The following is a 25,559-nucleotide window of genomic DNA, read 5'->3' on the forward strand; positions in this document are numbered from 1 at the left end:
CATTCCCCTGCTAGGGTTACTTTTTCATTCATAAATGTATTTATTGTACACACATATAGTGTTGAGAAAAAAGAACACCTAGCTTAAGAGATACCTCAAGCTAGGTGTATTTTTGTTTGATTATAGTGCTTTTTTCGCTAAAGAGCTTTTTGCAAGAGCGGCGTCTGCGTCAGCTTGTTCTTTTAATTCTGCTTCTGTTAAATAGTATTCTTCATCAAACGAGTTTTTAGGCTCCTCTAACGTAAAGAAGCAAATGACGAAACTGACAAAAGCACCTGTTGCTAGAATGAAGAAAAATTGCTGCGGTGTGACAAATGTATAAAGAGTTAAATAGATTGTTGCCCCAACGTTTCCGTAAGCACCAGACATTCCCGCGATTTGACCAGTTACACGCTTTTTAATCATTGGAATGACAGCAAATGTTGCCCCTTCGGCCCCTTGGATAAACATCGATGTTAATACGGTAATAGCAATCGCTAATACTAAAGGCCAACTAGAATCCATGAAGCCCATTAATAGTAGACCAATGGAAATACCGAACATATACACAAGCATAACATTACGACGGCTTCCCATACGATCTGACAGTACTCCGCCTAAAGGTCGAGCAATTAAGTTTACAAAGGCAAAGGATGAGGCAATCAGTCCGGCTTGAGCGGCTGATAATGAGAAAGTTAACTGAAAAAACATGGGTAGCATGGAGATAATAGCAAGTTCCGCACCGAAATTAGCAAAATACGTACTATTTAATGCCCCGACATTTTTAAATTTGTATTTATCTTCCTCAGGAACCCCTTGTTTCAATCTAGGTACATTGACTTTTAAAATGTTGTAAAGCTGATAAACGACTACTAGAGCAATAATACCGTAAATGGTATACAAGATTTCTCTAGACATAAAGCCCATGCCTTCTAATCTCCAAGCACTAACAGCTAATGCACCACCGAGTGGAATCGTCCAAATAATTAATTGAACCAAGTCACCCCAACTGCTTACTTCAAGAGCTGACGCTTTCTTTGGTTTCACTAGTGCTTTTCCTTCAGGCGTATCTCTTACACAAATATAATAGATAATTCCATACACGAAGCAAACAACACCAGTAAGAGCAAGAGCATATCTGTAGCCGTTATCGCCACCTAACATTGTTAAGGCAAACCATGGGAGTACCATAGCGGCTGCAGCGGAACCAAAGTTCCCCCAGCCACCATAAATTCCTTCTGCAAACCCTACATGCTTTGGAGGGAACCACTCAGCAACCATACGAATCCCAATAACGAAACTAGCACCAATACTTCCTAGAATTAAACGAGAGACCATTAGCTGTGCCCACGTATCACCAAAGGCAAACGTAATCGCTGGGATGGACATGATGATTAAAAGACCAGAGTAAACAATTCTTGGACCATATTTATCTAGTAATGATCCAATGATAATTCGAGCTGGAATGGTTAATACGACGTTACAGATTCCAAGTGCAGCTATATGTTGAGGAGTTAACCAACCCATATCCTCCATCATTGTTGTCGCAAGTGGAGCCATACTGTACCACGCAAAGAACGATACAAAAAAGGCAAACCAAGTAAAATGCAATACTTTTACACGCTCACTTTTAAATTTGAATATTTCAGAAACGGTCATGTTCAAACACTCCTTTTAAAATATGGATAATGGATTTAAGTGAATATTCAGTTATTTTTGTCAGTAAATTGGAAAAGCATTTCTATAGAATGGTACGAACTAAGTCAATTCGGATCATCCTCCTTAACTAAGAAAATGATGTTCAGTTTTTTGTCTTCTTCTTTGAAGTTGTTTTATACGGTTAGATGGTTCTGAAGTTGTTAAAAGCAAACTCTAAAATCCTTTTTTAAAATGTTGAAGCATGAAAGAGTATTTTAAATACATTTTCTATCATTACATTGAATTTCACTGTTGTCAGAGAAGTCGGAAGGAATTCTAACAAGGTTTTTCCTTCTCTTATAATGAGAGGGTTTTCATTTTGAAAAGAGATATTTGTTCAATTTAGTGAAATTTTTAGATGGTAGTTAATGATTCCTATTCTCAATTAGTGAAGTTGTAGTTTGGAAAAAAAGATTCTTTTCTATTCAAATAAGAAGAATGAGAGAAACATGAAAAAACTATGTCAGATTAAGTGACAGGATATAACATGCATTCGAAATGTTGGTTTAGGATATAACATATAATTCAAATAATTCTTAAAGAATCAGTGAAAAAAGGGGGAGTGATTAATGAATAAGGGAATGGTCTACTTCGTAGGAGCTGGCCCAGGTGACGTAGATTTAATTACAGTAAAAGGAAAACGGGCTCTACAACAGGCTGATGTAGTCATTTTTGATCGATTAATCAATCCTTTCTTATTAACAGATATAAGAAATGATGCGAAGCTAATTTATTGCGGGAAGCAACCATGTAAGCACACATTAAGACAAGAAGACATTCAAAGAGAAATTCTAATTCATGCCAAAAAAGGAAAAACGGTTGTCCGCTTAAAAGGTGGAGATCCGGCTGTTTTTGGGAGAGTGGGTGAGGAGGCAGAATTGTTAGCTGAACATCGTGTTGCTTATGAAATTATTCCGGGAATTACAGCAGGTATAGCAGCTACGATGTATGCAGGAGTGCCCATTACTCACCGAAACCATTCGAAATCATTTGCGGTTGTAACAGGTCATGCTAGCAAGGAAGATGGAACACCGAAGATTGATTGGCCATCCATTTCAAAAGGAGTCGAAACCATCGTCTTCTATATGGGAGTCAAACATCTAAAAATGATTTCAACTGAATTAGTGAAACATGGAAAAGCGAAAGACACAGGAGCTTTAGTTGTTCAATGGGGAACATATAGTAGGCAAAGGACCATAGAAGGGACTCTTGCTACGATCGCTAATAAAGTAGAACAAGCAAAGATAACGAATCCAGCTATTATCGTGGTAGGAGATGTTGTCAAACTACGAAACAAGCTAGCCTGGTTTGATCAAAAGCCACTTAGTGGGAAAAGTTTTCTTATTCCAAGAAAAATGGAAACGAATGAAAAAACCGTTTCAACACTTAAAGAAAATGGAGCAGATGTGTTTGAACATGATTTGCTAATAAATAGAGAAGAAAAGCAAAACATTAAAAACTTGCTAAACCTTTCATCTAAGAGAGAACTTGTATTTCTTTCAGAAAAAAGCGTCTATGCATTCTTATTAACAGTTGGAACGAACGGTCTGGATCTAAGACAAATCCAATCGACCTTCCTAGCCATTAATGAAAAAGTCCAAAGAACGTTGCAGTCAGTTGGTTTGCAAGCAAATCTTTTTGTTAAACGAGTGGGGATGTCACCAGTTTTAGTTGGAGGAGAATTAGAAATAAATTACTACCAAGACCAATTAAACAACAAAGCAGAAGAACTTGTTCTTACTAAGCAGATCGTTGCTCAAAAAGATGTCGAGTCTTTTACTAGGTTAATAGAGGAGCAGCATGTAAACACGATTTTCGTTTCCAATCCAATGGACGCGTTGACTCTTATAAGATTCATTGAATTAAGTGGCATTTCAATGAAGGATGTTTTAGATAAAGTGAAAGTAATTTGTCAGGGGAAAGAAACCATGCATGTACTAAACAAACATAATGTCCCTTTTGAGTGGGCCATAGAAGATCTACCAGATCTAGTATCAACTTTAGGAGAAGTCGTTTTACAAAAGGAAAGTTCATAAAAAGGAGAGGTTATGATGAGACAAAAATTAGTATTAATTGGAAACGGGATGGCTGGAGTTCGAACAATAGAAGAAATTTTAAAGAATGATCGTGATCGTTTTGATGTGACGATTTTCGGGGAAGAGCCTCATCCTAACTACAACCGAATCTTGCTTTCGTCTGTTTTGCAAGGCGATACAACCGTCGATGATATTGTGTTAAATGAATATAGCTGGTACGAAGAGAATCAAATTGAACTGCTTACAGGCGATCCTGTCGTAAAAGTCGATACAGAAAAACAAGTAGTTGTCAGCCAAAACGGGGTTGAGCGGTCGTATGATAAGTTGATTTTTGCAACAGGTTCGAATCCATTTATGCTTCCACTGCCAGGGGCTGACAAAGAAGGCGTAATCGCATTCCGTAACATAAAAGACTGCGAAACGATGATTGATACAGCGAAAAACTACAAGCGAGCTACGGTAATCGGGGGCGGACTGCTCGGTCTAGAAGCTGCTCGTGGTCTATTAAACTTAAATATGGAAGTAGACGTTATTCATATCGCTGATTATTTAATGGAGCGTCAATTAGATGATCAAGCAGGGAAGATGTTAAAAGAGCAGCTAGAAGCACAAGGTATGACGTTTCATTTACAAAAGAACACAAAAGAAATTGAAGGAAAGAAACGTGTAGAGAGCATTTCGTTCACAGATGGCACAAGATTTAAAACAGACTTAGTTGTTATGGCGGTTGGAATCAAGCCGAATATTACTTTAGCTCAAGAATCGGGTTTAGAGACAGAGCGTGCCATTGTCGTTGATGACTTTATGCAAACGAATGTACCAAACGTCTATGCAGTTGGAGAGTGCGCGCAACATAGAGGGATTGCTTACGGACTTGTTGCCCCACTTTTTGAACAAGGAAAAGTATTGGCTGCTCACATTTGTTCAGAAGATGGAGTGCTTGAGCATGGATATCAAGGTTCACTCGTATATACACAATTAAAGGTTTCTGGTGTAAAAGTGTTTTCAGCTGGTCAATTCCAAGATGCAGAAGACACAAAAGCGATCCGTGTTCATGATGAATTTGAAGGTGTTTACAAAAAAGTTGTCATGAAGGATAACAAAGTGGTTGGTGCTGTTTTATTCGGTGAAACATCCGATTCGACGAGACTTCTAAGTATGATGCGGAAAGAAGAAGATATTTCAGGAATGAGTAAAGTTGCTCTTCTTCCATCTGAAAGTGGAGAAGCACCTGTTAGTCCAGTCGTGGCAATGGCTGACGAAGATAACATTTGTGACTGTAATGGAATTTCAAAAGGGCAAATTTGTTCAGCGATTACAGAAGATGGTCTTAAAACATTCGAACAAGTTAAACAATGTACATCAGCCGGTCGATCTTGTGGAGGCTGTAAACCGTTAATCAATGATCTTCTGACGTTAACAACGGGTGAAGAAGTTGGCAATGTTCCTGAACCGCTTTGTGGTTGTACGACACATACTCATGAAGAAGTGGTCGCTGAGATTCGTGAACTCGGGCTATCTCACCCTCGTGAAGTTATGAATGTTCTTGGTTGGGAATCGGATGAAGGCTGTTCGAAATGTCGTCCAGCGATCAACTACTATTTGAAAATGGTCGATCCGATTAAAAATGCAGACGACCCAACGTCACGCTTTATCAATGAACGTGCTCATGCCAACATTAACCATAACGGAACATTCACGGTTGTCCCACGAATGTACGGTGGGGTAACAAATGCTGAGCAATTAAGGAAAATTGCTGATGTTGCGGATAAATACAACGTTCCATTATTAAAAGTCACAGGTGGTCAGCGTATTGACTTGTTTGGAGTCGAAAAAGAAGATTTACCAAAGGTATGGAATGACCTTGACATGAGATCGGGTTCAGCATATGCAAAAGCGCTTCGTACTGTCAAGACCTGTGTCGGAGAGCAGTTCTGTCGCTTTGGAACACAAGACTCTATCGGTCTGGGTGTCGAGTTAGAAAAGAAATTCGAATACATCAATACACCACATAAAGTAAAAATGGCAGTATCAGCTTGCCCACGTAACTGTGCAGAGTCTGGCATTAAAGATTTTGGTGTTGTCGGTGTTGATGGTGGTTGGGAGCTGTATGTTGGTGGTAATGGTGGGGTTGATCTCCGCGGGGGAGATTTGTTCTGTAAAGTGAAAACGAAAGAAGAAATCATTGATACCATCAGTGCCTTCATGCAGTACTATAGAGAAAATGCAAGATACCTAGAGCGTACCTCACACTTTGTGGAACGTGTTGGATTAGATCATATGAAGAAAGTCGTGTTAGAAGACGCGGAAGGACGTAAAGCTCTCATTGAGAGAATGGACGTAGCCCTTTCAACAGGAAAAGATCCTTGGAAAGAAATTGTGGAGAACGAAGAGCTTCAACAAGAATTTAAGAAAAATGTGGGAGTATTATCATAATAGAGGGGGAGAGTTCTATGAGTAAGGTTGATAGTGCGAATAAGGTAAAAGTAGCAACCGTTTCGGATTTATCTGTTGGAATTGGTCAACGAGTGAATGTAGAGGGGGAAGAAATTGCTCTTTTTAAACAAAAAGATGGAACCATACGCGCTCTGCAAAATAGCTGTCCACATAAAGGTGGACCTTTATCGGAAGGGATTGTTAGCGGTGAACATGTTTTCTGTCCCCTTCATGATTGGAAGATTAGCATGAAAGATGGAATGGTTCAAGCACCAGATGTCGGCTGTGTCAAGAAGTACAATGTAGAGGTTATCGAGGAAGCTGTTTATATTGTAATGGATAAATAAAAATAAAAAATGCAAAGTATAAAAAAGACGGAAACAATAGTTTCTGTCTTTTTTTTGAGAAAACCAAAAGTGAAACTGGACATTTTTGACAAAAAAAGAACAATTACATATCTGTCTTTAATTTTGGCAACAATCCAATTGACAAAACGACCTTTTCTATAGATAGCTTCTTACCTGTAACCGCTTTATTATAAAAGTACAGAAAGAAGCAAAGAAACAAGCAAGATGAAGGGAGATAGAAAAATGGAAGCACAGCAATCTAATTCAAATGTCAAAGTAAAGATTCAGCGCTTTGGTAGTTTTTTAAGTGGCATGATCATGCCAAATATTGGAGCATTTATAGCATGGGGACTTATTACAGCATTATTTATTCCAACAGGTTGGCTGCCGAATGAGAACTTGGCTGAACTTGTTGGTCCAATGATTACGTACTTACTTCCACTATTAATCGGTTTCACTGGTGGTCGTATGGTATATGGCCTTCGAGGCGGGGTCGTTGGTGCGACCGCTACAATGGGGGTAATTGTCGGAGCGGACATCCCAATGTTCTTAGGAGCCATGGTGATGGGTCCACTTGGTGGATGGCTCATTAAACAAGTAGATAAATATTTCGAGAACAAAGTGAAGTCTGGTTTTGAGATGTTAGTGAATAACTTCTCAGCTGGTATCATTGGTGGAGCATTAACCATTGTAGCTTATATTGGGATTGGTCCAATTGTTTACGGATTAAATCAAACACTTGCAGCGGGAGTTAACTTTTTAGTAACAAACAATTTATTGCCACTTGCGAGTCTATTGATTGAACCAGCGAAAGTTTTATTTTTAAACAATGCGATTAACCACGGAATTTTAGGTCCGATTGGAATTGAGCAAGCAGCACGTGAAGGCATGTCCATCTTATTCTTACTAGAGGCAAACCCAGGACCGGGTCTAGGGATCTTACTTGCTTTTATGTTCTTTGGAAAAGGAATGGCCAAACAATCTGCACCTGGTGCAACGATTATTCATTTCTTCGGGGGAATTCATGAGATTTACTTCCCGTATATCCTAATGAAGCCGGCATTGATTATTGCAGCAATTGCTGGTGGAGCAACAGGCGTATTTACGTTATTGTTATTCAACGGTGGACTTGTAGCAGCCCCGTCACCAGGTAGTATCATTGCCGTACTTGCTATGACACCAAGAGGTGGATACTTTGCAGTTATTGCTGGTGTTCTTGCCGCGACAGCCGTTTCATTCATTATCGCTTCAATCATTTTGAAAAGCTCTAAAGCAACAGATGAAGATGATTTAACAAAGGCAACAGAAAAAACATCTGCATTAAAAGGGAAAGAAAGCAGAGCGTCTGTACTAGTTAATAAAGAGGAAGTAAAAGAAGAATCAACGAACAATAATGAAGTAGTAAAAGAAAACGTCAATAAGATCATTTTTGCTTGTGACGCAGGTATGGGTTCGAGTGCGATGGGAGCATCTATTTTACGAAACAAAGTGAAAAAAGCTGGTTTAGATATTTCTGTAACCAATACAGCGATTAATAATATTCCAGATGATGCGGATATCGTAATTTCACATAAAGATTTAACAGATCGTGCAAAAGCAAAACTTCCAACAGCTGTTCATATTTCTGTTGAGAACTTCTTAAACAGTCCGAAATATGACGAGCTAGTAGAAAAACTAAAATAAACGTAATAATTAATTGGATTACTAGTCACCTTGAGAGGAGAACCCACTCCTCTCAAGGTTTTTTTAGGTGGAGGGACTCGCTAATTAAAACTAGTATGTTGTTACAATGGTCAAACTAAGCTTTGAGGTAGTCTCTTTTTAAGTTTTGGCAACAATGCATTTGACGAGATTACAATTATCTTAAATTGAATCAATAAAAAAGGTGGATTAAGATAAAATTATAGTTATAGTAATTTAATTTTGTCATCAACTACTTAAGGATTGAGGTGAACAGATTGTACATCACGGCAAGAGAGAGACAAATTCTCGAACAGCTATTGGCAACAGATCAAGAAATGACAGTAAAAGGGTTAGCTGATTCAATAGATGTTAGTGTTCGTACGGTTCACCGTGATTTAAAAGGTGTTGAGAATATCTTAAAAGATTATGACTTAAAATTAGTAAAAAAATCAGGTGTTGGGATTCAAGTAATTGGACCTGATGAGCAAATAGAAAGTTTAAAATTGTTTCTCTTCAATATTACTCATAACGAGTACACAGCGGAAGAAAGACAAACGATCATTTTGTGCTCACTATTGGAAGCGGTTGAACCAGTGAAATTACTGTCACTAGCAAGTGACCTTAATGTAACAATTGCCACAATAAGCAACGACTTAAACAAAGTGGAAGAATATTTGAGTAAGTATAACCACCTTACATTAGTTCGAAAAAGAGGGTACGGTGTGGAGATTACGGGTGATGAGTCGGCTAAAAGAAAGGCGATGAGTAAAATTATTGCCGAACAGGTAGATGAATTTGACTTGTTATCGCTTATTCGAGAAAACATTCAAAAAAAAACAACCCAGCATACCGAGTTGATTTCGGAGAGGTTGTTGGGACTTGTTGAAAAAAAGAATTTGCTCATTGTAGAAAAAGCCATTGAGGAAATGAACAAGGAATTACCTTACTCCATTGCAGATAGTTCCTACATGGGGCTAGTTGTCCACTTGGCTTTAGCGATGGAACGAATTGTTCGAGGAGAAAATATTTCGATAGATCAAGGATATTTGGAACAATTACAAGTAACATCTGAATATCAAATTGCTGAAAAAATTGTTCAAAAGTTAGAAAAAGTTTTCCAAACAACGATTCCAAAAGCAGAAATAGGTTATATTACAATGCATCTTCGTGGGGCAAAACTAAGACATGATAAGGAATACTTCATTGAAGATAAAAGCCTGCAACTTGCACTAAAAGTAAAAAGCCTTATACATTATGTGGAAAAAAGAACGGGCCAACCGCTAATGGGTAATCATGAACTGCTTCAAGGGTTAGTCGCACATCTGAATCCTGCCATTTTTCGAATTAAAGAAAACATGGGAATAAGCAATCCTCTATTAGATAAGATCAAAAGTGACTACGAAGATATTTTTAACGTCGTAAAAAACGGGGTAGAAGTTGTTTTTCCTGAATTAGATGTTCCTGATGAGGAGATTGGCTATTTAGTTCTTCATTTTGGGTCTGTTTTGCTCAGGGGTGGCTCGAAAGCGTTACGGGCTTTAATCGTCTGTTCAAGTGGGATTGGAACATCAAAGATGCTTGCAACAACAGTTCAAAAAGAAATCCCAGAAATTAAAGTAAGCAGAAGTATTTCTTTATTTGAATTAAACCAAATGAATTATGATGAATATGACGTTATTTTATCGACGATCCGTCTTCCGGATTTAAATAGGGAATACATTGTTGTGAACCCCATCTTAACAAAAGATGAAGTGAAAAAAATAAAGTCGTTCCTATTCAATCAAAAAGAATTACCTGGTACTACCCCGAAGAAAGAAGCAGAATTTACAACCATTAATAAGGCAGAAACGACATTGCAAAGAATGCAGATGGCCAAAGAGTATTCAGAGGCAATTGTTACGATCCTAAAAGGGTTTACGGTAACGTCTTTTGCAGATGATTTAAACATTTCAGAGGTTCTGAAAAAAGCGTGTGAGAGGTTAGAAACAGATGGAATTGTGACTGATGCAGCACTCGCGTTAGAAGACCTATTAACTAGAGAAGAAAAGAGTGGAGTAGGGATTCCAAATACTAGTCTTGCCTTGTATCACGCAAGAAGTGAAGCTGTAACAAAACCATCTTTTACCGTAATGACTTTAGCTCATTCAAAAGAAATTTTGGCTATGGATCAATCTGAAATGGACTTAGAGACTGTTTTGTTGATGCTTTCCCCTATAGAACTTTCTACCCCATCTTTAGAAGTTCTTAGCCATATAAGTACGGTTATTATTGAGAACGAGTATAGTATACTGAGATTTGAATCGAAGGATGAACAAAAGATTTCTTCCTACTTGGCAAGCAAATTAGAAGAGCTTTTTATAGAGAAAACAACTTAAAGGAGTGTTGGGTTATGTCTTTATCCATCTTAACGAAAGAAAATGTTTTATTAAATCAGGAAGTTGATACAAAAGAAAATGCTATTAAAATGACTGGTGAATTACTTGTCGAACGTGGTTATGTTGAACCATCATACATTGACAGAATGTTAGAGAGAGAAGAATTGACATCTACTTATATGGGTAATTTTGTAGCGATACCTCATGGGACGGAAGAAGGGAAATCATCTGTGAAAGAATCAGGAATTGCCATTATTCAAGTTCCAAATGGTGTTGAGTTTGGAGAAGGGAATGTAGTAAAGCTTCTGATTGGTATTGCTGGTAAGGGCGATGAACATTTAGAAATTTTATCTCAGATTGCCATTGTTTGTTCAGAGGAAGAAAATGTAGAAAAAATCGTAGCAGCACAATCAACGGAGGAAATTCTCGAGATTTTCGAAGAGGTGAACTAATATGAAAGCTGTACATTTTGGAGCTGGAAATATCGGAAGGGGCTTTATTGGTTCCTTATTATATGATGCTGGGTATGAAACGATATTTGTTGATGTTAACAAAGAGATTGTCGACTTACTAAATGCAAGAAAAGAATATAATGTGGTATTAGCAGCTCAATCAAAAGAAACGGTTACGATCAAGAATGTGTCGGCGATTAATAGTATGGAACACCCAGATCACGTACTAGAAGCCATTGCAGAAGCCGATCTTATTACAACTGCAGTTGGACCGACTATCTTGCCCACTATAGCTAAAAGCATTGCTCAAGGGTTGCGCTTGCGGGTGGAGGTTAACAAGACCCCTTTAAACATCATTGCATGTGAGAATTTAATTGGTGGAAGTACCATTTTAAAGGAACATGTATTTGATCAATTATCAGAAGCGGAAAAAAACACATATAATGATTATTTTGCCTTTCCAGATGCAGCTGTCGATCGTATTGTTCCAAACCAGGTAAATGAAGATAAGTTGCAAGTTATGGTTGAACCTTATTATGAGTGGGTTGTTGAACGATCGAAAATGATTGGGGTTATTCCGCAAATTGATGGAATCACATATGTTGATGATTTAAAGCCTTATATAGAGAGAAAGCTTTTTACAGTTAATACAGGACATGCGGTTGCGGCATACTTAGGGTATCACGCGAATATTCAAACCATTGATCAAGCACTAGACAATAAAGACATTCGAAATCAATTAGAACAAACGTTATTAGAAACAGGTACATTGCTATCAAAGAAGCATGGGTTCGATCTAGAGGAGCATAAGGAATATATTGAAAAAATCATTAAACGCTTCCTAAATGTTAATTTAGCTGATGATGTGACTCGAGTAGGAAGAGGTCCTCTTCGAAAATTAGGTCCGAATGATCGCTTAGTTGGACCAGCAAAGCAGTTTGTAGAAATTGTGAAAGAAGAGCCCGTTTACTTAGCAAAAGCCATCGCAGCAGCTTTCCATTATGATGTAGAATCCGATGATGAAGCTTTTCAAGTGCAACAACTAATTGAAGAAAAAGGGATTCGTGCTGCTGTAACAGAGGTTACAAAGCTTGAATCAAGCAGTCATTTATTTGAGTTGATTGTAGAACAATATGAGCAACTAAAAACAAGTAAATAATGAAAAGCACAAACCGAAGTATTGGTTTGTGCTTTTTTTTATCCTATAATTAATGTTAGAGAATGTAAGAGAACCGGTAGAGGAAATAGAAAAAAAGAAAGTAGTGAAACCATGAAAACTGGATTGAGTGGAAAAAAGATTGTCCTTGCAGCCTCAAGAAAAACAGATGAAATGAGTAAGCTGGTTGAAAAGCAAAATGGGACGCCGCTTGTTCGATCTTTACAAGGGACTGTCTTTAAAGCAGACGAGCAAGTAAAAGCAGATATTAAAAAGATTGTAAATGAACAGTTTGATTGGATGATTTTCACGACGGGAATTGGTACAAATGCTTTAGTTGATTTAGCGGAAGAGCTTGATCTTTTGCAACCATTTTTACAAGTCATTCAAAAGGCGAAAGTAGGTTCTAGAGGGTACAAAACATTTGCAGCTTTAAAAAAATTAGACGTTGCACCAGATGTGAAAGATGATGACGGGACGATTAAAGGGTTACTAGCAGCTTTTGAAGGAGTTGACTTTGCAGGAAAAAAAGTATTGGTCCAACTTCATGGTGAAAACGCCCCTGCCCTTATTCAATATTTAGAACAAAATGGTGCAGATGTGATGCAAGTTTTGCCATATCAACATGTTGATCCGGACTTTGATGTTGTAGAGAAACTTTGCCAAGAATTGATCCATTCCGAAGTGGATGCTGTTTGTTTTACGGCGGCGATACAAGTACGTTCGTTTTTTAACTATGTGAAGAAAAAAGGTTATGTTGAACAAGTCTTAGAGGCATTTAAGGAAGATGTTCTAGCAGTCGCTGTAGGGAAAGTAACAGCAGAGGCATTAACGGAAGAAGGGGTTGAACGAATTGTGGCACCTGAGTTGGAGAGAATGGGTGCGATGATTGTGGAAATGACACGTTACTATGAACTGAATAAATAAGAGGGAAATGAAGCAAAAGAGTAGAAGGACTCTTTTGCTTTTTATTATTGCTTTTTTTCTTAATATTCCCTTATAATCATTAAAAAGTACTGAAAATTGGTATATAAGTTCCGATAATCGGAACAAAAAGGACGTGAGGACAATTGGTTCAGCTTATTCAAGATTTTGATAAAGAAGTTAAAATAGTGAAGGCAAGCGAATCAGCCGTAACAGTCTATTTTGGAGTAGAAATAAGAATTGATTTACATCAAAAAGTAAAGGCTTTGATGACGTATTTAGAGAACAAGCAGTTTCCGTGGCTAGTTGAAGTGATTCCCGCTTTTTCGAGCGTTACCATCCTTTATAACCCTTTTCAAACTCCTGGTACGTGTTCACCCTCTGATTACGTCTGTCAGAAACTGAAAGACTGTATAATGGCTTTGAAAAAAGAAGATAATCAAAAGGTTAGAACCGTTACGATTCCCGTTTGTTATGGGGGTTCTTTTGGGCCAGACCTCTCTATTGTTGCAAAGCATAATCAGTTATCTCCTGAAGAGGTCATTGATATTCATTCGAGTGGAGAGTATCTCGTTTATATGGTTGGATTTGCGCCAGGGTTTCCGTATTTAGGAGGTATGTCTAATCGAATTGCAACACCGCGAAAAGAGCAACTAGAATGGAAATACCAAAAGGATCAGTAGGGATAGCGGGTGTGCAAACAGGAGTCTATTCCATTTCTACACCGGGTGGATGGCAATTGATTGGGAGAACACCATTGGAGTTGTTTTTGAAAGATGAAGATCCTCCAAGCCTTCTTCAATCAGGAGATGTGGTTCGATTTCAACCGATTACCTCTGAGGAATATTGGGAGTACAAGGAGGGATCAGATTGACGCTATCGATTATAAAGCCTGGTCTATTAACAACCATTCAAGATCTCGGTCGATCAGGGTTTCAAAAACATGGGGTAATCATGAGTGGAGCCATGGACTCGCGATCACTTAGATTGGCCAATTTGTTAGTTGGCAATGAAGAAAGTGAGGCCGCACTTGAGATTACATTAGTTGGCCCTTCCATTAAATTTGAACAAGATGCGCTTATAGCTATCGCAGGTGGTGATCTGTCACCTTCTATTAATCAGCATCCTGTCCCAATGTATCGACAGATTTATGTAAGGAAAAATAGTGTGTTATCGTTTGGTCCTGTTAAGTCAGGGTGTCGGAGTTATTTAGCTGTTTCAGGAGGCTTTTTGGTAGAGAAAGTATTGGGTAGCAAAAGCACTTATTTGCGTGCAAATCTAGGTGGATATAAAGGAAGGCCCATTCAAACAGGAGATGTGTTGGCAGTTGGCGAAGGTTTGCTCAAAGATCAAATAAGAAAAGAAGATGGACCGAGTGGGTTTATTGCAAATCAGTGGGCAATAAGCACTCGTTTTTATAAGCGAAAGGATCCTACCATTCGAGTAATTGCCGGGCCTCACTTTGAACAGTTCTCGGAATGTAGTCAAAAAGCGTTTTTTCAACAACCGTTTCGAGTGACCCCAAAATCAGATCGAATGGGCTATCGTCTTTCAGGGGCTTCATTGACGCTTAAAAAACCATTGGAGTTGGTTTCTGAGGCTGTTCACTTTGGTACGATCCAAGTACCACCTGATGGAAACCCTATTGTTCTTCTTGCAGATCGACAGACCATTGGAGGGTATCCTAAAATGCTCAAATTGTGGCAGTAGATATCCCGGTTGTAGCACAATTAAAGCAGGGGAGAAAATCACTTTCAAGCAAGTATCGATCGATGAGGCCGAACAACTTCTGCTCAAATTTGAAAATGAAATGAAAGAGTTACGAGCAGGTATATTGATCAAACATTTGATTCAGTAAAGCCAAGCTCTTTGGAAATTCGATAGGCTGTTTCTTTTACTTGTTGGGTGAGCTCTTTTATTTTGTCTTCTGTAAAACGAGTTTCTGGACCTGCTACACTCAAGCCACCTGCAATTTGCCCAGCATAATTGAAAATAGGAGCGGCGATGGAAACCGTGTTGTTTTCTAGCTCCGAATAGCTTATCGTATAGCCGTTCAAGCGAGATTGATGTAATACTTCTTTCAACTTAGATTTGCTCGTTATCGTTTTAATGCCAATTGATTCAAGGGTTGTTCTCTCTACATATGCTTCCCGCTCCTGATCTTCCATATAGGCAAGAATAATGCGAGAACAAGCTCCTGTATAAAGCGGGGAACGGCGACCAATTTTAGTAAATAATCTTACGGGATGGTCGGTATCGATTTTTTCAACATAAAGAGCTTCATCACCGTCTCTAATAGTTAAATTAACGGCTTCATTTACTTTATCTCTTAGGTCTTCCATATAGGGTTTGGCAATTTTACGCAAGTTGAGGCGCTCTGAAACAATTTCGCCAAATTCTAAAAAAAGAAGTCCTAATGAGTAAGAGCCTTGATTGTCTTTAGTAAGAAAGCCCATTTCTGTGAGCGATCCTACCATTCGATGGGCTGATGTCTTAGGAAGCTCGGATAAACGAACGATTTCGTTCAATGTGAGGGTAGAATGTTTGCGGAAAAGATTTAAAATCACTAGTGATTTCACGACTGTTTTGTTTTGGCTGTGCAAGAGAAACACCTCGTTAAATTTGTGAGAAAAATCCTTTTTTATTTTACTAGAACACGGATTGTATGTCTATCCAGCCTGATTTGAAAATTAAAAGAGAAGGAAGTCAATATATGAACAATCAACTTCAAAATCATCAAATGACTAACAAAGAAAGACTGAGTGCCATGACAGGTGCTGCGTTCTTAATGGCAACTTCGGCAATTGGTCCCGGCTTTCTTACACAAACAGCTGTGTTTACAGAACAATTGTTAGCGAGCTTCGGCTTTGTCATCTTAGCATCTGTCCTCTTAGATATCGGGGCACAAATGAATATATGGCGGATCATTGCTGTATCGAAAATGAGAGGGCAAGAAATTGCAAATGCTGTATTACCTGGTTTAGGGTATGTTGTTGCCTTTTTTATTGTTCTCGGTGGTTTAGCTTTTAACATCGGAAATGTTGCCGGTGGTGGACTGGGTGTTAATGCGTTGCTCGGACTGGATACAACCATTGGTGCAGTTATGACAGGGGTCATTTGTATTTTTATATTTTTATTAAAAGAAGCCAATATGGCGATGGATAAAATCGTTCGCTATTTAGGAGCGTTAATGATTCTTTTAACAGCTTATGTGATGTTTGTAAGTTCTCCACCTTATACAGAGGCAGTGCTTCGTACGTTTATACCACTTGAAATAGACTTTTTAGCGATTATTACGATTGTTGGGGGAACGGTCGGAGGTTATATTACATTTGCTGGTGGTCATAGGCTGTTGGATGCTGGTGTAACCGGCAAAGAAAATTTACGCTATGTAACAAATACAGCGATATCAGGAATTGTTGTAGCTTCTATCATGAGGGTTATATTGTTTTTAGCTATTTTAGGGGTTGTTTCAGCTGGTTTTGTCTTAAACCCAGATAACCCAACTGCTTCAGTATTTCAAATTGCTGCAGGTGAAGTAGGATACCGGATTTTTGGTCTAGTTTTATGGGCAGCTGGGATTACATCAGTCATAGGTGCCGCGTATACATCTGTTTCATTTTTAACAACGTTTCATCCAGCGATTGAGCGAAATAAAAATTATTGGACCATTGGGTTTATCGTTTTTTCTACAGCTGTTTTCGCCTTAATTGGACGACCTGTTGCATTGTTATTATTAGCAGGGGCATTTAATGGCTTAATTCTTCCTTAACGTTAGGGTGCATTTTGTTAGCGGCTCACCGCGTGAAAATTGTTGGTGATTATAAACATCCAATCTGGATGACAGTCTTTGGAGCAATCGTTGTTGTGTTAACAGCATACCTTGGTGTTCGAACGTTAACGCAAATGATTCCACAACTTTTCTAAAGATGGAGGGGCGACATGAAACGTGTTGATATAAACTGCGATTTAGGAGAAAGCTATGGTGCGTATACAATTGGTGAAGATGAACGCATTTTAGACTTTATTACATCGGCGAACATCGCTTGTGGATATCACGCAGGAGACCACAATGTGATGGCTAAAACAGTAAAAATGGCTGCAGCAAAAAATGTAAACATTGGTGCGCATCCTGGATTTCCTGATTTAATTGGCTTTGGTAGAAGAGTGTAGGAAACGAACCCAGAGGATATTTACAATTTTGTCGTTTATCAAATTGGTGCATTAAAAGGCTTTTGTGAAGCAGAAGGTGTAAGCATGCACCATGTGAAACCGCATGGTGCGTTATATAACGTTGCAGCAAAAGACAAATCGGTTGCTGAAGCAATAGCAAAAGCTGTATATAACGTAGACCCGAACCTTGTATTATTTGGATTAGCCAATAGCCATCTGGTTCAAGAAGGTAGAAAAACGGGTTTGCGAGTGGCAAATGAAGTGTTTGCAGATCGGACGTATCAATCTGACGGCTCGCTTACACCTAGAACAAACGAGCAAGCTCTAATCCACGATCTCGATGTTGCGATTAATCAAGTGGTAACAATGGTAAAACAAGGAGAAGTGACTGCAACGGACGGAACCATTGTCCCGATTCAAGCAGACACGATTTGTGTGCATGGCGATGGGGAAAAAGCATTGCAATTTGTTACTGAACTCAGAACCAGAATTGGAGAGTTAGAAGGAATTTCTCTTTCAATGGACTTTAACTCTGGGTTGGAGTAAAAAACGTAGTAGTTCGGAGAGTCTGCTGGAAAAACCAGGGAAAAAACTCTCGTAAGTTAGTTGATTGTCTATTATGTAACCACACTTTTATCAATCGTCTCTTTTAAAAACAACCTTTTTATTCAAAGAGGTTGTTTTTGTTATTCCGAAATAATGAAAGTCGTTAGCTCTATATAAAAAACACGTAATCCTTTAATCAACAAACGCTTTAAAGTTTAAGCGCTTTTGCGTGAGTATTTGCGGGAGAGAATAAATACTTCTATAATTTACTAATGAGACATTGATTCATTTTACTATCCAATGAAACTATATATCGAGTTGAAAAATGATTGTTAAATAATATTATAGGAGGGAGCGATAATATGAAACTACTGAATGTAGTGTTAGGTTGTTTGGTTGTTAGTATTGGTGTGTTGATTTTGCAAAATTCACAAGTGACAACCGGAGGAACTGCAGGGCTTGCATTAAGCCTCACATATGGGCTTCAAATTCCTTTTTCGGTGATGTTTTTTTTAATTAATATTCCTTTTTATGTTTTGGCCGTTTTTAAAATGGGCTGGAAATTCACGTTGTCAACCATGTTTGCTGTTACGACATTGTCAGTTATCACTGAGGTTCTTCAATTTATTCCGAGCTTTTCCATCATTCCTTGGATGGGCGCCATTTTAGGTGGACTTGTAGCGGGTCTCGGATTATCCATTCTTTTTCTAAATGGTTCATCTTTAGGAGGAGCGAATATTTTAACGCTTTATTTACAAAAACGCTTTAATCTCAATCCGGGGATCACCACGTTTGTATTTGATTTCCTTGTTATTTTTATTGGTTTATTTTCAATTGGTCTGATAAGAGGCTTATATTCTATCTTATCAATTGTGATGATTTCCTATGTGATCAGTTTCTTTAAAGGACGCATTGCAGCAAAACATACAACGAAAAAACGAGCTGTAAGAAATGCTCAACCAAGTGTGTCCTGAAGGTAGTGAAAAAGGTCACTCTCCCCCTTTTTAATATTAAAGCAAAAACCTTAGCTGATTATCTGCTAAGGTTTTTTTGTTTGTACAATCATTAATTAGAGGGAAGTTGAAATAAAAAAGGGAATAGTACTATACAATTATTTTGTGAAGCAGGTTTAGTGACTGCCGAAGAGGTGGGGGAAGGGTCATATGGAAATAAAATTAGAAAGTCTAACGATCGAGCATGCCAAACCCTTATGGCAATTCGAGCGAGAGAATCGAAGTTTTTTTGAAACAATGGTTCCGAGCAGAGGAGACGACTATTATATCTATAATAAATTTATCCAATTCCTACAAGAATTATTAAAAGAACAAGAAAGGGGAGAGGGGCAATACTATCTTATTGTAAATAGTCAAAATACCATTCTAGGACGAATCAATTTATTCAATGTATTGGAGAATCCTTCTTTTTCGGCAGAAATTGGCTATCGGATTGGTGAACCTTACTTATTTAAAGGGATAGCTTCAAGAAGCATAGAGATGGTAATGAAGCATTTAAATAAGAAATATAAAAAAATGGAAGTTATAGCAAAAACGACAAGCCACAACTATGGGTCGCAAAAGATTTTAGAGAAAAATGGATTTAGATTAACAGAGATTGAAAAAGATGGAGCAACTTTAAATTTGGAGTTGTATGATTTTCTTTATTACACATGGAGTAATTGACTAGGCTTGCCCTACAATACTTTTGTGAACTAATAATTTTGTATATCGAAATAATAGAATGATCGTGGAAGCAATTTCTCAACAATTAATTTGGTGAGAAATTGCTTCCATTTTTTGTTTCTAGAAGAAGCGGTCAAGGAAGAAATAAGCATGAAAACCGTGTAAATAAAGGGGTGTAGATGTAAGATTGGAATAGAATCCAAAAAAATTAGGATAAGTATGTTAAATTTTCTGACATTTGTTATTTACAAAATCTTTTGGGTTAGTGTATAGTAGAAAAATAATTTAGATAATTCAAAAAAGAGAGGTGTTCGAATTTTGCAAGCAATTATTGATGCTCTTAATGGTTTTTTATGGACGTATGTAGTTATTGGCGGTTTGTTAGGTGCTGGTTTGTACTTCACGTTTAAAATTCGTTTTATGCAATTCCGTTACATTAAGGAAATGTTCCGTGTTGTAACACAGAAATCAACAGAAGTTGAAGGAATGAAAAGTATTAGTCCCTTTAAGTCGTTCGCTATTGGTGCGGCAACTAGAATTGGAACAGGGAACCTTGCAGGGGTAACGGTTGCCATTGTATTAGGTGGTCCTGGTGCGGTTTTCTGGATGTGGATTGTAGCATTACTTGGTGGTGCAACTAGTTTTATTGAGAGTACATTAGCTCAAGTTTATAAAATTAAAGACAAAGAGTCATATCGTGGGGGCCCAGCTTACTACATTGAAAAAGGGTTAGGTCAACGCTGGTTAGGAATTGTTTTTGCTATTTTAATTGCTATTACATTCGGTCTTATTTTTAACTCTGTACAAAGTAATACAATCGCAGGAGCATTTGATAATGCGTTTGGTGCAAGTCCATTAATGATGGGAATTATTATGACCGTTTTAACGGGTCTGATTATCTTTGGTGGGGTTCATCGTATTGCGAACTTCTCTAGTATCATTGTTCCGGTTATGGCTGTATTGTACATTGTGATTGCATTAGTTGTTGTGGTTATGAATGTTTCAGAAATTCCAGCTGTATTTGGTTTAATTATTCGTAGTGCATTTGGTTTTGAGCAAGCGCTTGGTGGTGGTATTGGTGCTGCTATTATGATGGGTGTTCGTCGTGGTTTATTCTCGAATGAGGCTGGTATGGGTAGTGCACCAAACGCAGCTGCTACGGCAAATGTTTCTCATCCGGCAAAACAAGGTTTTGTTCAAACATTAGGAGTTTATGTTGATACGTTAATCGTATGTTCGGCTACAGCGTTTATCATTCTATTAAACACGGATTATCATGTAAGTGAAGCGGAAGGTATTCAGTTACTACAAAACTCTTTAAGTTTACAAATTGGTGGATGGGCTAGTTACTTTATTGCAGCTGCAATCTTCATGTTTGCATTCAGTTCTATTATCGGTAGTTACTACTATGGTGAAACGAACATCGAGTTCATCAAAAAGAGCAAATTAGCCGTTAACGGATATCGTCTTCTAACTATGGCATTCGTGTTATTCGGCTCTGTCGCGAGCTTAGGGCTTGTATGGGATTTGGCAGATGTATTTATGGCATTAATGACCGTGATTAATATAATCGGTATCTTGTTATTAGGGAAAATTGCGTTTAAAGTTCTTAAAGATTACGAAGATCAACGTAAACAAGGTCTTGATCCTACATTCAGCCCTAAAAAGCTTGGAATTAAAAACACAGAAGCATGGGATGAAGAAAAGTCAGATAAAATGGTTGGATAATAAACTAAGAGAAATAGTTAGCTGCCGTATGGTGGTTAGCTATTTCTTTGTTTTTAAGCTAAAGCACTACTTTTATATAGAGGAACGATATATTTTTAAAGGGGAAAAGAAGACACATCAATCAACTGACGTGTCTTCTTTTCTATGTCCAGCTTTCTCCCCAAGATTGAATGGACTCAATGACTGGTTGAAGGGCAATCCCCTTTTCCGATAATGAATACTCAATCCGAACGGGTTTCTCTGGAAAAACTTCTCTCGTTACAATGTTTTGCTGTTCTAATTCTTTCATGCGTTCTGTTAGTATACGATCACTCATATCGGGAATTTGTGCTTTTATATCTTTAAAACGTTTTGGTCCATCTAAAAGAACTCTAATGATAAGACCAGTCCACCTTTTTCCTAATATGTCAATTGCTTGCTCGAATTTAGGGCACATTTGGCTGTAATCCATTATCATCACCTCAGTTATTTTTAGTTTACCACATTGGTATGCTAGAGATGAAATATAGTCGATTAAATATTGAAAATAACCTAAAAACCTACTTTTTTCATTTGATAATAGGACTAATTAGTCTTAATCAGTAGCCGATTTCCTTAGTTTTTAAGTAATGATGCACCACTTTTTTGTGTATGGATAAGATAAAGTATCTTTTTAAGGAGGGATTTCATGATATCAAAAATAATAGTTGCGTTGGATGGATCAGAACAGTCAATTCGTGCTGCAGAAACAGCAATTGGATTAGCTAAGGTTACTGGTGCCCTTACGTATGTTGTTTATGTTGTTGATGGGACAACTTCAAAAGCCGATATATTAGATACATGGAACTCCTTAGGAATAATCGAGAAACGGAAAAGAAAAATGAAAATGATCGAAAAGAAAGCGAAATCAGAAGGAATTCAGTATGAAGTGAAGATTTTGCGAGGAGCTCCGTCGTCTTCTATTGTAAAGTTTTCAATGGATATCAAAGCTGATTTGCTTGTGATAGGAAGTAGAGGATTAAATCAATTTCAGCGAATGATCCTGGGAAGTGTGAGCCACAAAGTAGTTAAACAAGCAACATGTCCGGTTCTAATTGTTAAATAAAAGAAGGGAATGGCTAATAAGCTATTCTCTTTTTTGTATAAAAAATTTGGGCTTATATTTTAAAAAATAGCATTGACGAATATTTTTTATCTGTTATATAATACAAATAACAAATAATATATTGTATTAATACAGGAGGCGAAGGAAATGAGCAGACAAGAACGCGAGAATATGATTCAATTTCTTACGAAGATGGAAGGAATGACAGAAGGAAAGCTAATGATGTTGACTGATGAGGATGTCGAGCACCTCTATACAAGAGCGTACACTATGTCTGAAAGAGTATAGAAGCAAATCGTTTTCCTTTTTGTTCAAGATAGTGTCAAGCGTAACCTGGCCAAAATGTAGTATACTAACTAGCGAAGGTTGTAAAAAGGTGGTCGGGGTATGAGAATGTCGAATAAGAAACTTTTTCTATTGATTTCCGTGATTGTGATTGTATATGGGCTAGGTTATTGGATTATTGGTGATTTAGTCACTAGATAAAAAAACGAAAGCAACTGGATGGTTGCTTTCGTTTTTTTCTTTTTATAAGGAAGATGTTCTTCTTGTGTTTGTTCGATGCATTAGTGAAGTGGCTTCTACGCATCTTACTTTATGTAGCGACAATCTCCTGAGAAAAAAACCCTTTCTTATAAAGCGGCCAATTGCGTTAAAAATGTAGTGGCAATTCCGAAATAAATGATTAAAGAAAAGATATCGTTTAAGGTCGTAATAAGTGGACCAGATGCAACAGCTGGGTCGACGCCTAAACGATATAACGTTAAAGGTATTATGGTACCAGCTAATGTTCCAATAATTAAAGTGGCTAATAAAGAAATGCCTACGACAAATCCTAAAATCAAGCTACCCATCCAAAAATAAGCAATAAGAAAAATTAAGATACCGCACGTAATTCCTATAATGATTCCGACACGTAATTCTCTAAAGACTAGCTTAATAACAGTTTTTCGATCGGTATCATGTGTGATAATCCCACGAACCACAACAGCTAGGGACTGTGTCCCTGTATTTCCTGTCATCCCAGCAATCATTGGCATAAAGAAAATAAGAGCAACGACTTGTTCCAGTGTTTCTTCAAATCCGCTAATAATACTTCCAGATAGAAGGCCGATAAATAATAGCAAAACAAGCCAAGGAAGCCGACGAACAGAAGCGGTTATCGCCGGTGTGTTAAAGTCTATATCCTTCCCTGTCGCAGATAACTTTTCAATGTCTTCATTTGCCTCTTGAATAACAACATCGATTGCATCATCAACTGTAATAATTCCTTTTAACACATTTTGATCATCGACAACAGGAACAGCAATAAAATCATACCGTTCAATGATTTGAGCTACTTCTTCTTGGTCGTCTTGAACATGGACAGAAACGACTCGAGTAAACATTAAGTCTTCAATTTTTTCATGAAGGTCAGCGATTAATAAATCACGATAGGATACAACTCCAACGAGTTTGTTCTCGTCATTGATAACATACAAATAATAGATGTTTTCAGAGAAGCTAGCATATTCCTTGAGTTTATCAACAGCTTGTCTGACTGTCTGATCAGCGTGAATCCATACAAATTGATTTGTCATGATTCCCCCGGCTGTATCAGCAGGATAACTCATCAATGACTGAATGGATTTCGAATCTTCGTTTTTCATAATATCCAAAAATTCTTGAATCTTATCAACAGATAGCTCATTTAGTAAATCAGCTAGATCATCATTATCCATATGATCCATTACTTTTGAGGATCGTTCGATTCCAAGCTTATGTAAAATTTCTATTTGCATCTCATAGTCTAGTTCTTGAATGAGATCTGCAATTTGAGAAGGAGTTAAAAACGTAAGGAATTTATGGTGATGCTTCTCGGGTAACCCTCTATATAGCTTGGCAAAATCATAAGGGTGTAATTCATCAAGAATTTCTTGGAGAGCACTACGTTTTGCTTCTTTCATGTATTTAATAACTAACACTAACAATTGATCTTCGGTCATGTTTGATATCATATCTTCACCTCACATATGTGTACGTGTTTACTTTAACAGAAAAAATCCTCTAAGAAAGCTACTTTTTGAAAAGGAAGAAAAAAACCTCTGTCCTTTACAATATTTACATACTTTATCTTTTTAACAATCGCGTTACAAATTATCTACAAATGTTTACCTTCAATTAATTTCTCCTTAATAACTAGTCTTTACACTAGAGCATGTACCAAATAAATAGCTTCGGAGGTTGGAGAGATGAAAAAGTATTTAAAAAGGGTAGGATTGTCAATTGCTGCACTTTCAGTAGCCATGTTAGCAGCTTGTGGCGGGAGTGAAGAATCTACAACAGAAATAAGTTCTTCTCAAGCAGAGCCGAGTACAGAGGAAGTTGAAGACGACATTGATCGAACAGGTTGGCCTGAGAAATTTGTATATGGAATTTTACCGACAGAAGATCAAGCCGAGTTAACGAAACAATTTGATCCACTTGTTGACTATATGGAAAATATATTAGGCATTGAATTTGAATTATTTGTTGGAAATGATTATAACGCATTAATTGAGGCGATGAGGAATGGTCACCTTCATGCATCAGGTTTTGGTCCGTTTTCATATATGCTAGCACATGAACGGGGAAATGCAGAAGCTTTTGCAATGGGTGTCGAAGATCCTAGTGCTGCAACGTACAACGCAATTTTTATAACATTAGAGGACTCTGGTTTAGAATCACTAGATGATCTTGAAGGTAAGACAATTGCTTATGCTGATCCGGCATCCACGTCTGGACATATCTTCCCTAAAGGAATGCTGATTAATCACCTTGGCTTAAATATGGATACAGTAGATGATCATTTTTCTTATGTAACGTTTTCTGGCAGTCACGAGGCTTCACTATATTCCATCTTAAATGGAGATGTTGATGTGGCTGGAGTGTGTGATGTTTGTATTGAACGAGTGTTTGAAAGAGTTCAAGATCATCCGAACTTTGATAAATTAAAAATCATTGCTGAATCTGACCCAATTCCTAGAGGTCCTCAAGCAATTAGTATGGATTTACCTGAAAACTTAAGAGAGCTAGTAATCCATGCATTTCACGAGATGCATAATGATCCAGAAGCTACTGCGTTCCTAGAAGAAAGTGGGTACAGTGCATTTATCCCTGCAGAAGATTCAGCCTTTGATATCATCCGTGATACGGCAGCTGCGCTCGAAATGAGTGCAGAAGATCTATTGAAATAAATCAGTGTTAAGGGTGGTGAGGACCTCACCACCTTTTCTATTAACGTA

General features: G+C 37.7%; 19 protein-coding genes and 3 pseudogenes. 18 read left to right on the forward strand and 4 right to left on the reverse strand.

Annotated elements, in window-relative coordinates; all coding sequences use genetic code 11:
• Positions 1-120: 120 nt before the first annotated feature.
• Complete coding sequence (locus tag JCM9140_RS10860) at positions 121-1,638, reverse strand: NarK family nitrate/nitrite MFS transporter (protein WP_034746023.1); 1,518 nt, start codon at positions 1,636-1,638, stop codon at positions 121-123.
• 608 nt (positions 1,639-2,246) lie between these two features.
• On the opposite strand from JCM9140_RS10860, the gene cobA reads away from it, so the two are divergent.
• The 10 genes and pseudogenes from cobA (at position 2,247) to JCM9140_RS10910 (ending at position 14,796) form a co-directional block, all read left to right on the forward strand.
• The gene (gene cobA / locus JCM9140_RS10865) at positions 2,247-3,713 is read left to right on the forward strand and encodes a uroporphyrinogen-III C-methyltransferase (protein ID WP_034746026.1); all 1,467 of its coding nucleotides are present in this window, start codon (positions 2,247-2,249) and stop codon (positions 3,711-3,713) included.
• A gap of 12 nt (positions 3,714-3,725) precedes the next feature.
• Entirely contained in the window at positions 3,726-6,149 is a 2,424-nt protein-coding gene (nirB, locus tag JCM9140_RS10870; protein ID WP_034746028.1) for a nitrite reductase large subunit NirB, read from the forward strand.
• 17 nt (positions 6,150-6,166) lie between these two features.
• Entirely contained in the window at positions 6,167-6,496 is a 330-nt protein-coding gene (nirD, locus tag JCM9140_RS10875; protein WP_034746031.1) for a nitrite reductase small subunit NirD, read from the forward strand.
• Positions 6,497-6,739: 243 nt separating this feature from the next.
• Positions 6,740-8,179 carry a PTS mannitol transporter subunit IIBC gene (locus JCM9140_RS10880; RefSeq protein WP_034746034.1) on the forward strand — a complete coding sequence of 480 codons (1,440 nt, stop codon included), beginning with the start codon at positions 6,740-6,742 and terminating at the stop codon, positions 8,177-8,179.
• 275 nt (positions 8,180-8,454) lie between these two features.
• On the forward strand, positions 8,455-10,554 hold the full coding sequence (locus JCM9140_RS10885) for a BglG family transcription antiterminator (protein WP_034746037.1): 2,100 nt from the start codon (positions 8,455-8,457) through the stop codon (positions 10,552-10,554).
• Between the two features lie 14 nt (positions 10,555-10,568).
• Positions 10,569-11,006 carry a PTS mannitol transporter subunit IIA gene (locus JCM9140_RS10890; RefSeq protein ID WP_034746040.1) on the forward strand — a complete coding sequence of 146 codons (438 nt, stop codon included), beginning with the start codon at positions 10,569-10,571 and terminating at the stop codon, positions 11,004-11,006.
• A 1-nt stretch (position 11,007) separates the two neighbouring features.
• On the forward strand, positions 11,008-12,165 hold the full coding sequence (locus JCM9140_RS10895) for a mannitol-1-phosphate 5-dehydrogenase (protein ID WP_034746044.1): 1,158 nt from the start codon (positions 11,008-11,010) through the stop codon (positions 12,163-12,165).
• A gap of 111 nt (positions 12,166-12,276) precedes the next feature.
• A complete protein-coding gene (locus JCM9140_RS10900) occupies positions 12,277-13,089 on the forward strand; it encodes a uroporphyrinogen-III synthase (RefSeq protein WP_034746047.1) in 813 nt (270 codons plus the stop codon).
• A gap of 155 nt (positions 13,090-13,244) precedes the next feature.
• Positions 13,245-13,960 (forward strand): annotated as a pseudogene (gene pxpB, locus JCM9140_RS10905) (5-oxoprolinase subunit PxpB).
• Positions 13,957-14,796 (forward strand): 5-oxoprolinase subunit C family protein, encoded by an 840-nt coding sequence (locus tag JCM9140_RS10910; RefSeq protein WP_235715326.1) that lies wholly within the window; start codon positions 13,957-13,959, stop codon positions 14,794-14,796. Before pxpB ends, JCM9140_RS10910 begins: the two are co-directional and overlap by 4 nt.
• Before the next feature lie 128 nt (positions 14,797-14,924).
• Here JCM9140_RS10910 and JCM9140_RS10915 read toward each other — a convergent pair whose 3' ends face one another.
• Entirely contained in the window at positions 14,925-15,689 is a 765-nt protein-coding gene (locus tag JCM9140_RS10915) for an IclR family transcriptional regulator (RefSeq protein ID WP_034746050.1), read from the reverse strand.
• A 137-nt stretch (positions 15,690-15,826) separates the two neighbouring features.
• Between JCM9140_RS10915 and JCM9140_RS10920 the strand changes: the two are divergent.
• From JCM9140_RS10920 to JCM9140_RS10940, 5 genes and pseudogenes are all read left to right on the forward strand, one after another.
• Positions 15,827-17,013: pseudogene (locus tag JCM9140_RS10920) on the forward strand (NRAMP family divalent metal transporter).
• A 15-nt stretch (positions 17,014-17,028) separates the two neighbouring features.
• A pseudogene (locus tag JCM9140_RS10925) lies at positions 17,029-17,805 on the forward strand (5-oxoprolinase subunit PxpA).
• A gap of 362 nt (positions 17,806-18,167) precedes the next feature.
• On the forward strand, positions 18,168-18,779 hold the full coding sequence (locus JCM9140_RS10930) for a YitT family protein (RefSeq protein WP_034746053.1): 612 nt from the start codon (positions 18,168-18,170) through the stop codon (positions 18,777-18,779).
• Between the two features lie 189 nt (positions 18,780-18,968).
• Positions 18,969-19,484 (forward strand): GNAT family N-acetyltransferase, encoded by a 516-nt coding sequence (locus tag JCM9140_RS10935; RefSeq protein WP_034746056.1) that lies wholly within the window; start codon positions 18,969-18,971, stop codon positions 19,482-19,484.
• Positions 19,485-19,799: 315 nt separating this feature from the next.
• Positions 19,800-21,212: an alanine/glycine:cation symporter family protein gene (locus tag JCM9140_RS10940; RefSeq protein ID WP_034746059.1), complete on the forward strand. Its 1,413-nt coding sequence runs from the start codon at positions 19,800-19,802 to the stop codon at positions 21,210-21,212.
• A 142-nt stretch (positions 21,213-21,354) separates the two neighbouring features.
• Here the strand turns inward: JCM9140_RS10940 and JCM9140_RS10945 are convergent, their stop codons facing one another.
• Complete coding sequence (locus JCM9140_RS10945) at positions 21,355-21,663, reverse strand: winged helix-turn-helix transcriptional regulator (RefSeq protein ID WP_034746062.1); 309 nt, start codon at positions 21,661-21,663, stop codon at positions 21,355-21,357.
• A gap of 216 nt (positions 21,664-21,879) precedes the next feature.
• Here JCM9140_RS10945 and JCM9140_RS10950 point away from each other — a divergent pair, with 216 nt between their 5' ends.
• Together JCM9140_RS10950 and JCM9140_RS10955 are read left to right on the forward strand one after the other, a co-directional pair.
• Positions 21,880-22,296 carry a universal stress protein gene (locus JCM9140_RS10950; RefSeq protein ID WP_034746065.1) on the forward strand — a complete coding sequence of 139 codons (417 nt, stop codon included), beginning with the start codon at positions 21,880-21,882 and terminating at the stop codon, positions 22,294-22,296.
• 147 nt (positions 22,297-22,443) lie between these two features.
• Positions 22,444-22,584 carry a BH0509 family protein gene (locus JCM9140_RS10955; RefSeq protein ID WP_034746068.1) on the forward strand — a complete coding sequence of 47 codons (141 nt, stop codon included), beginning with the start codon at positions 22,444-22,446 and terminating at the stop codon, positions 22,582-22,584.
• A gap of 344 nt (positions 22,585-22,928) precedes the next feature.
• Here the strand turns inward: JCM9140_RS10955 and mgtE are convergent, their stop codons facing one another.
• Positions 22,929-24,293, reverse strand: coding sequence for a magnesium transporter (gene mgtE, locus JCM9140_RS10960; protein WP_034746071.1), 1,365 nt, complete (start codon positions 24,291-24,293; stop codon positions 22,929-22,931).
• Between the two features lie 234 nt (positions 24,294-24,527).
• On the opposite strand from mgtE, the gene JCM9140_RS10965 reads away from it, so the two are divergent.
• The gene (locus JCM9140_RS10965; RefSeq protein WP_034746074.1) at positions 24,528-25,511 is read left to right on the forward strand and encodes a phosphate/phosphite/phosphonate ABC transporter substrate-binding protein; all 984 of its coding nucleotides are present in this window, start codon (positions 24,528-24,530) and stop codon (positions 25,509-25,511) included.
• Positions 25,512-25,559: the final 48 nt, after the last annotated feature.

Origin of the sequence: Halalkalibacter wakoensis JCM 9140, from assembly GCF_000513095.1 — a bacterium.
GTDB classification, from domain to species: Bacteria; Bacillota; Bacilli; order Bacillales; family Bacillaceae_D; genus Halalkalibacter; species Halalkalibacter wakoensis.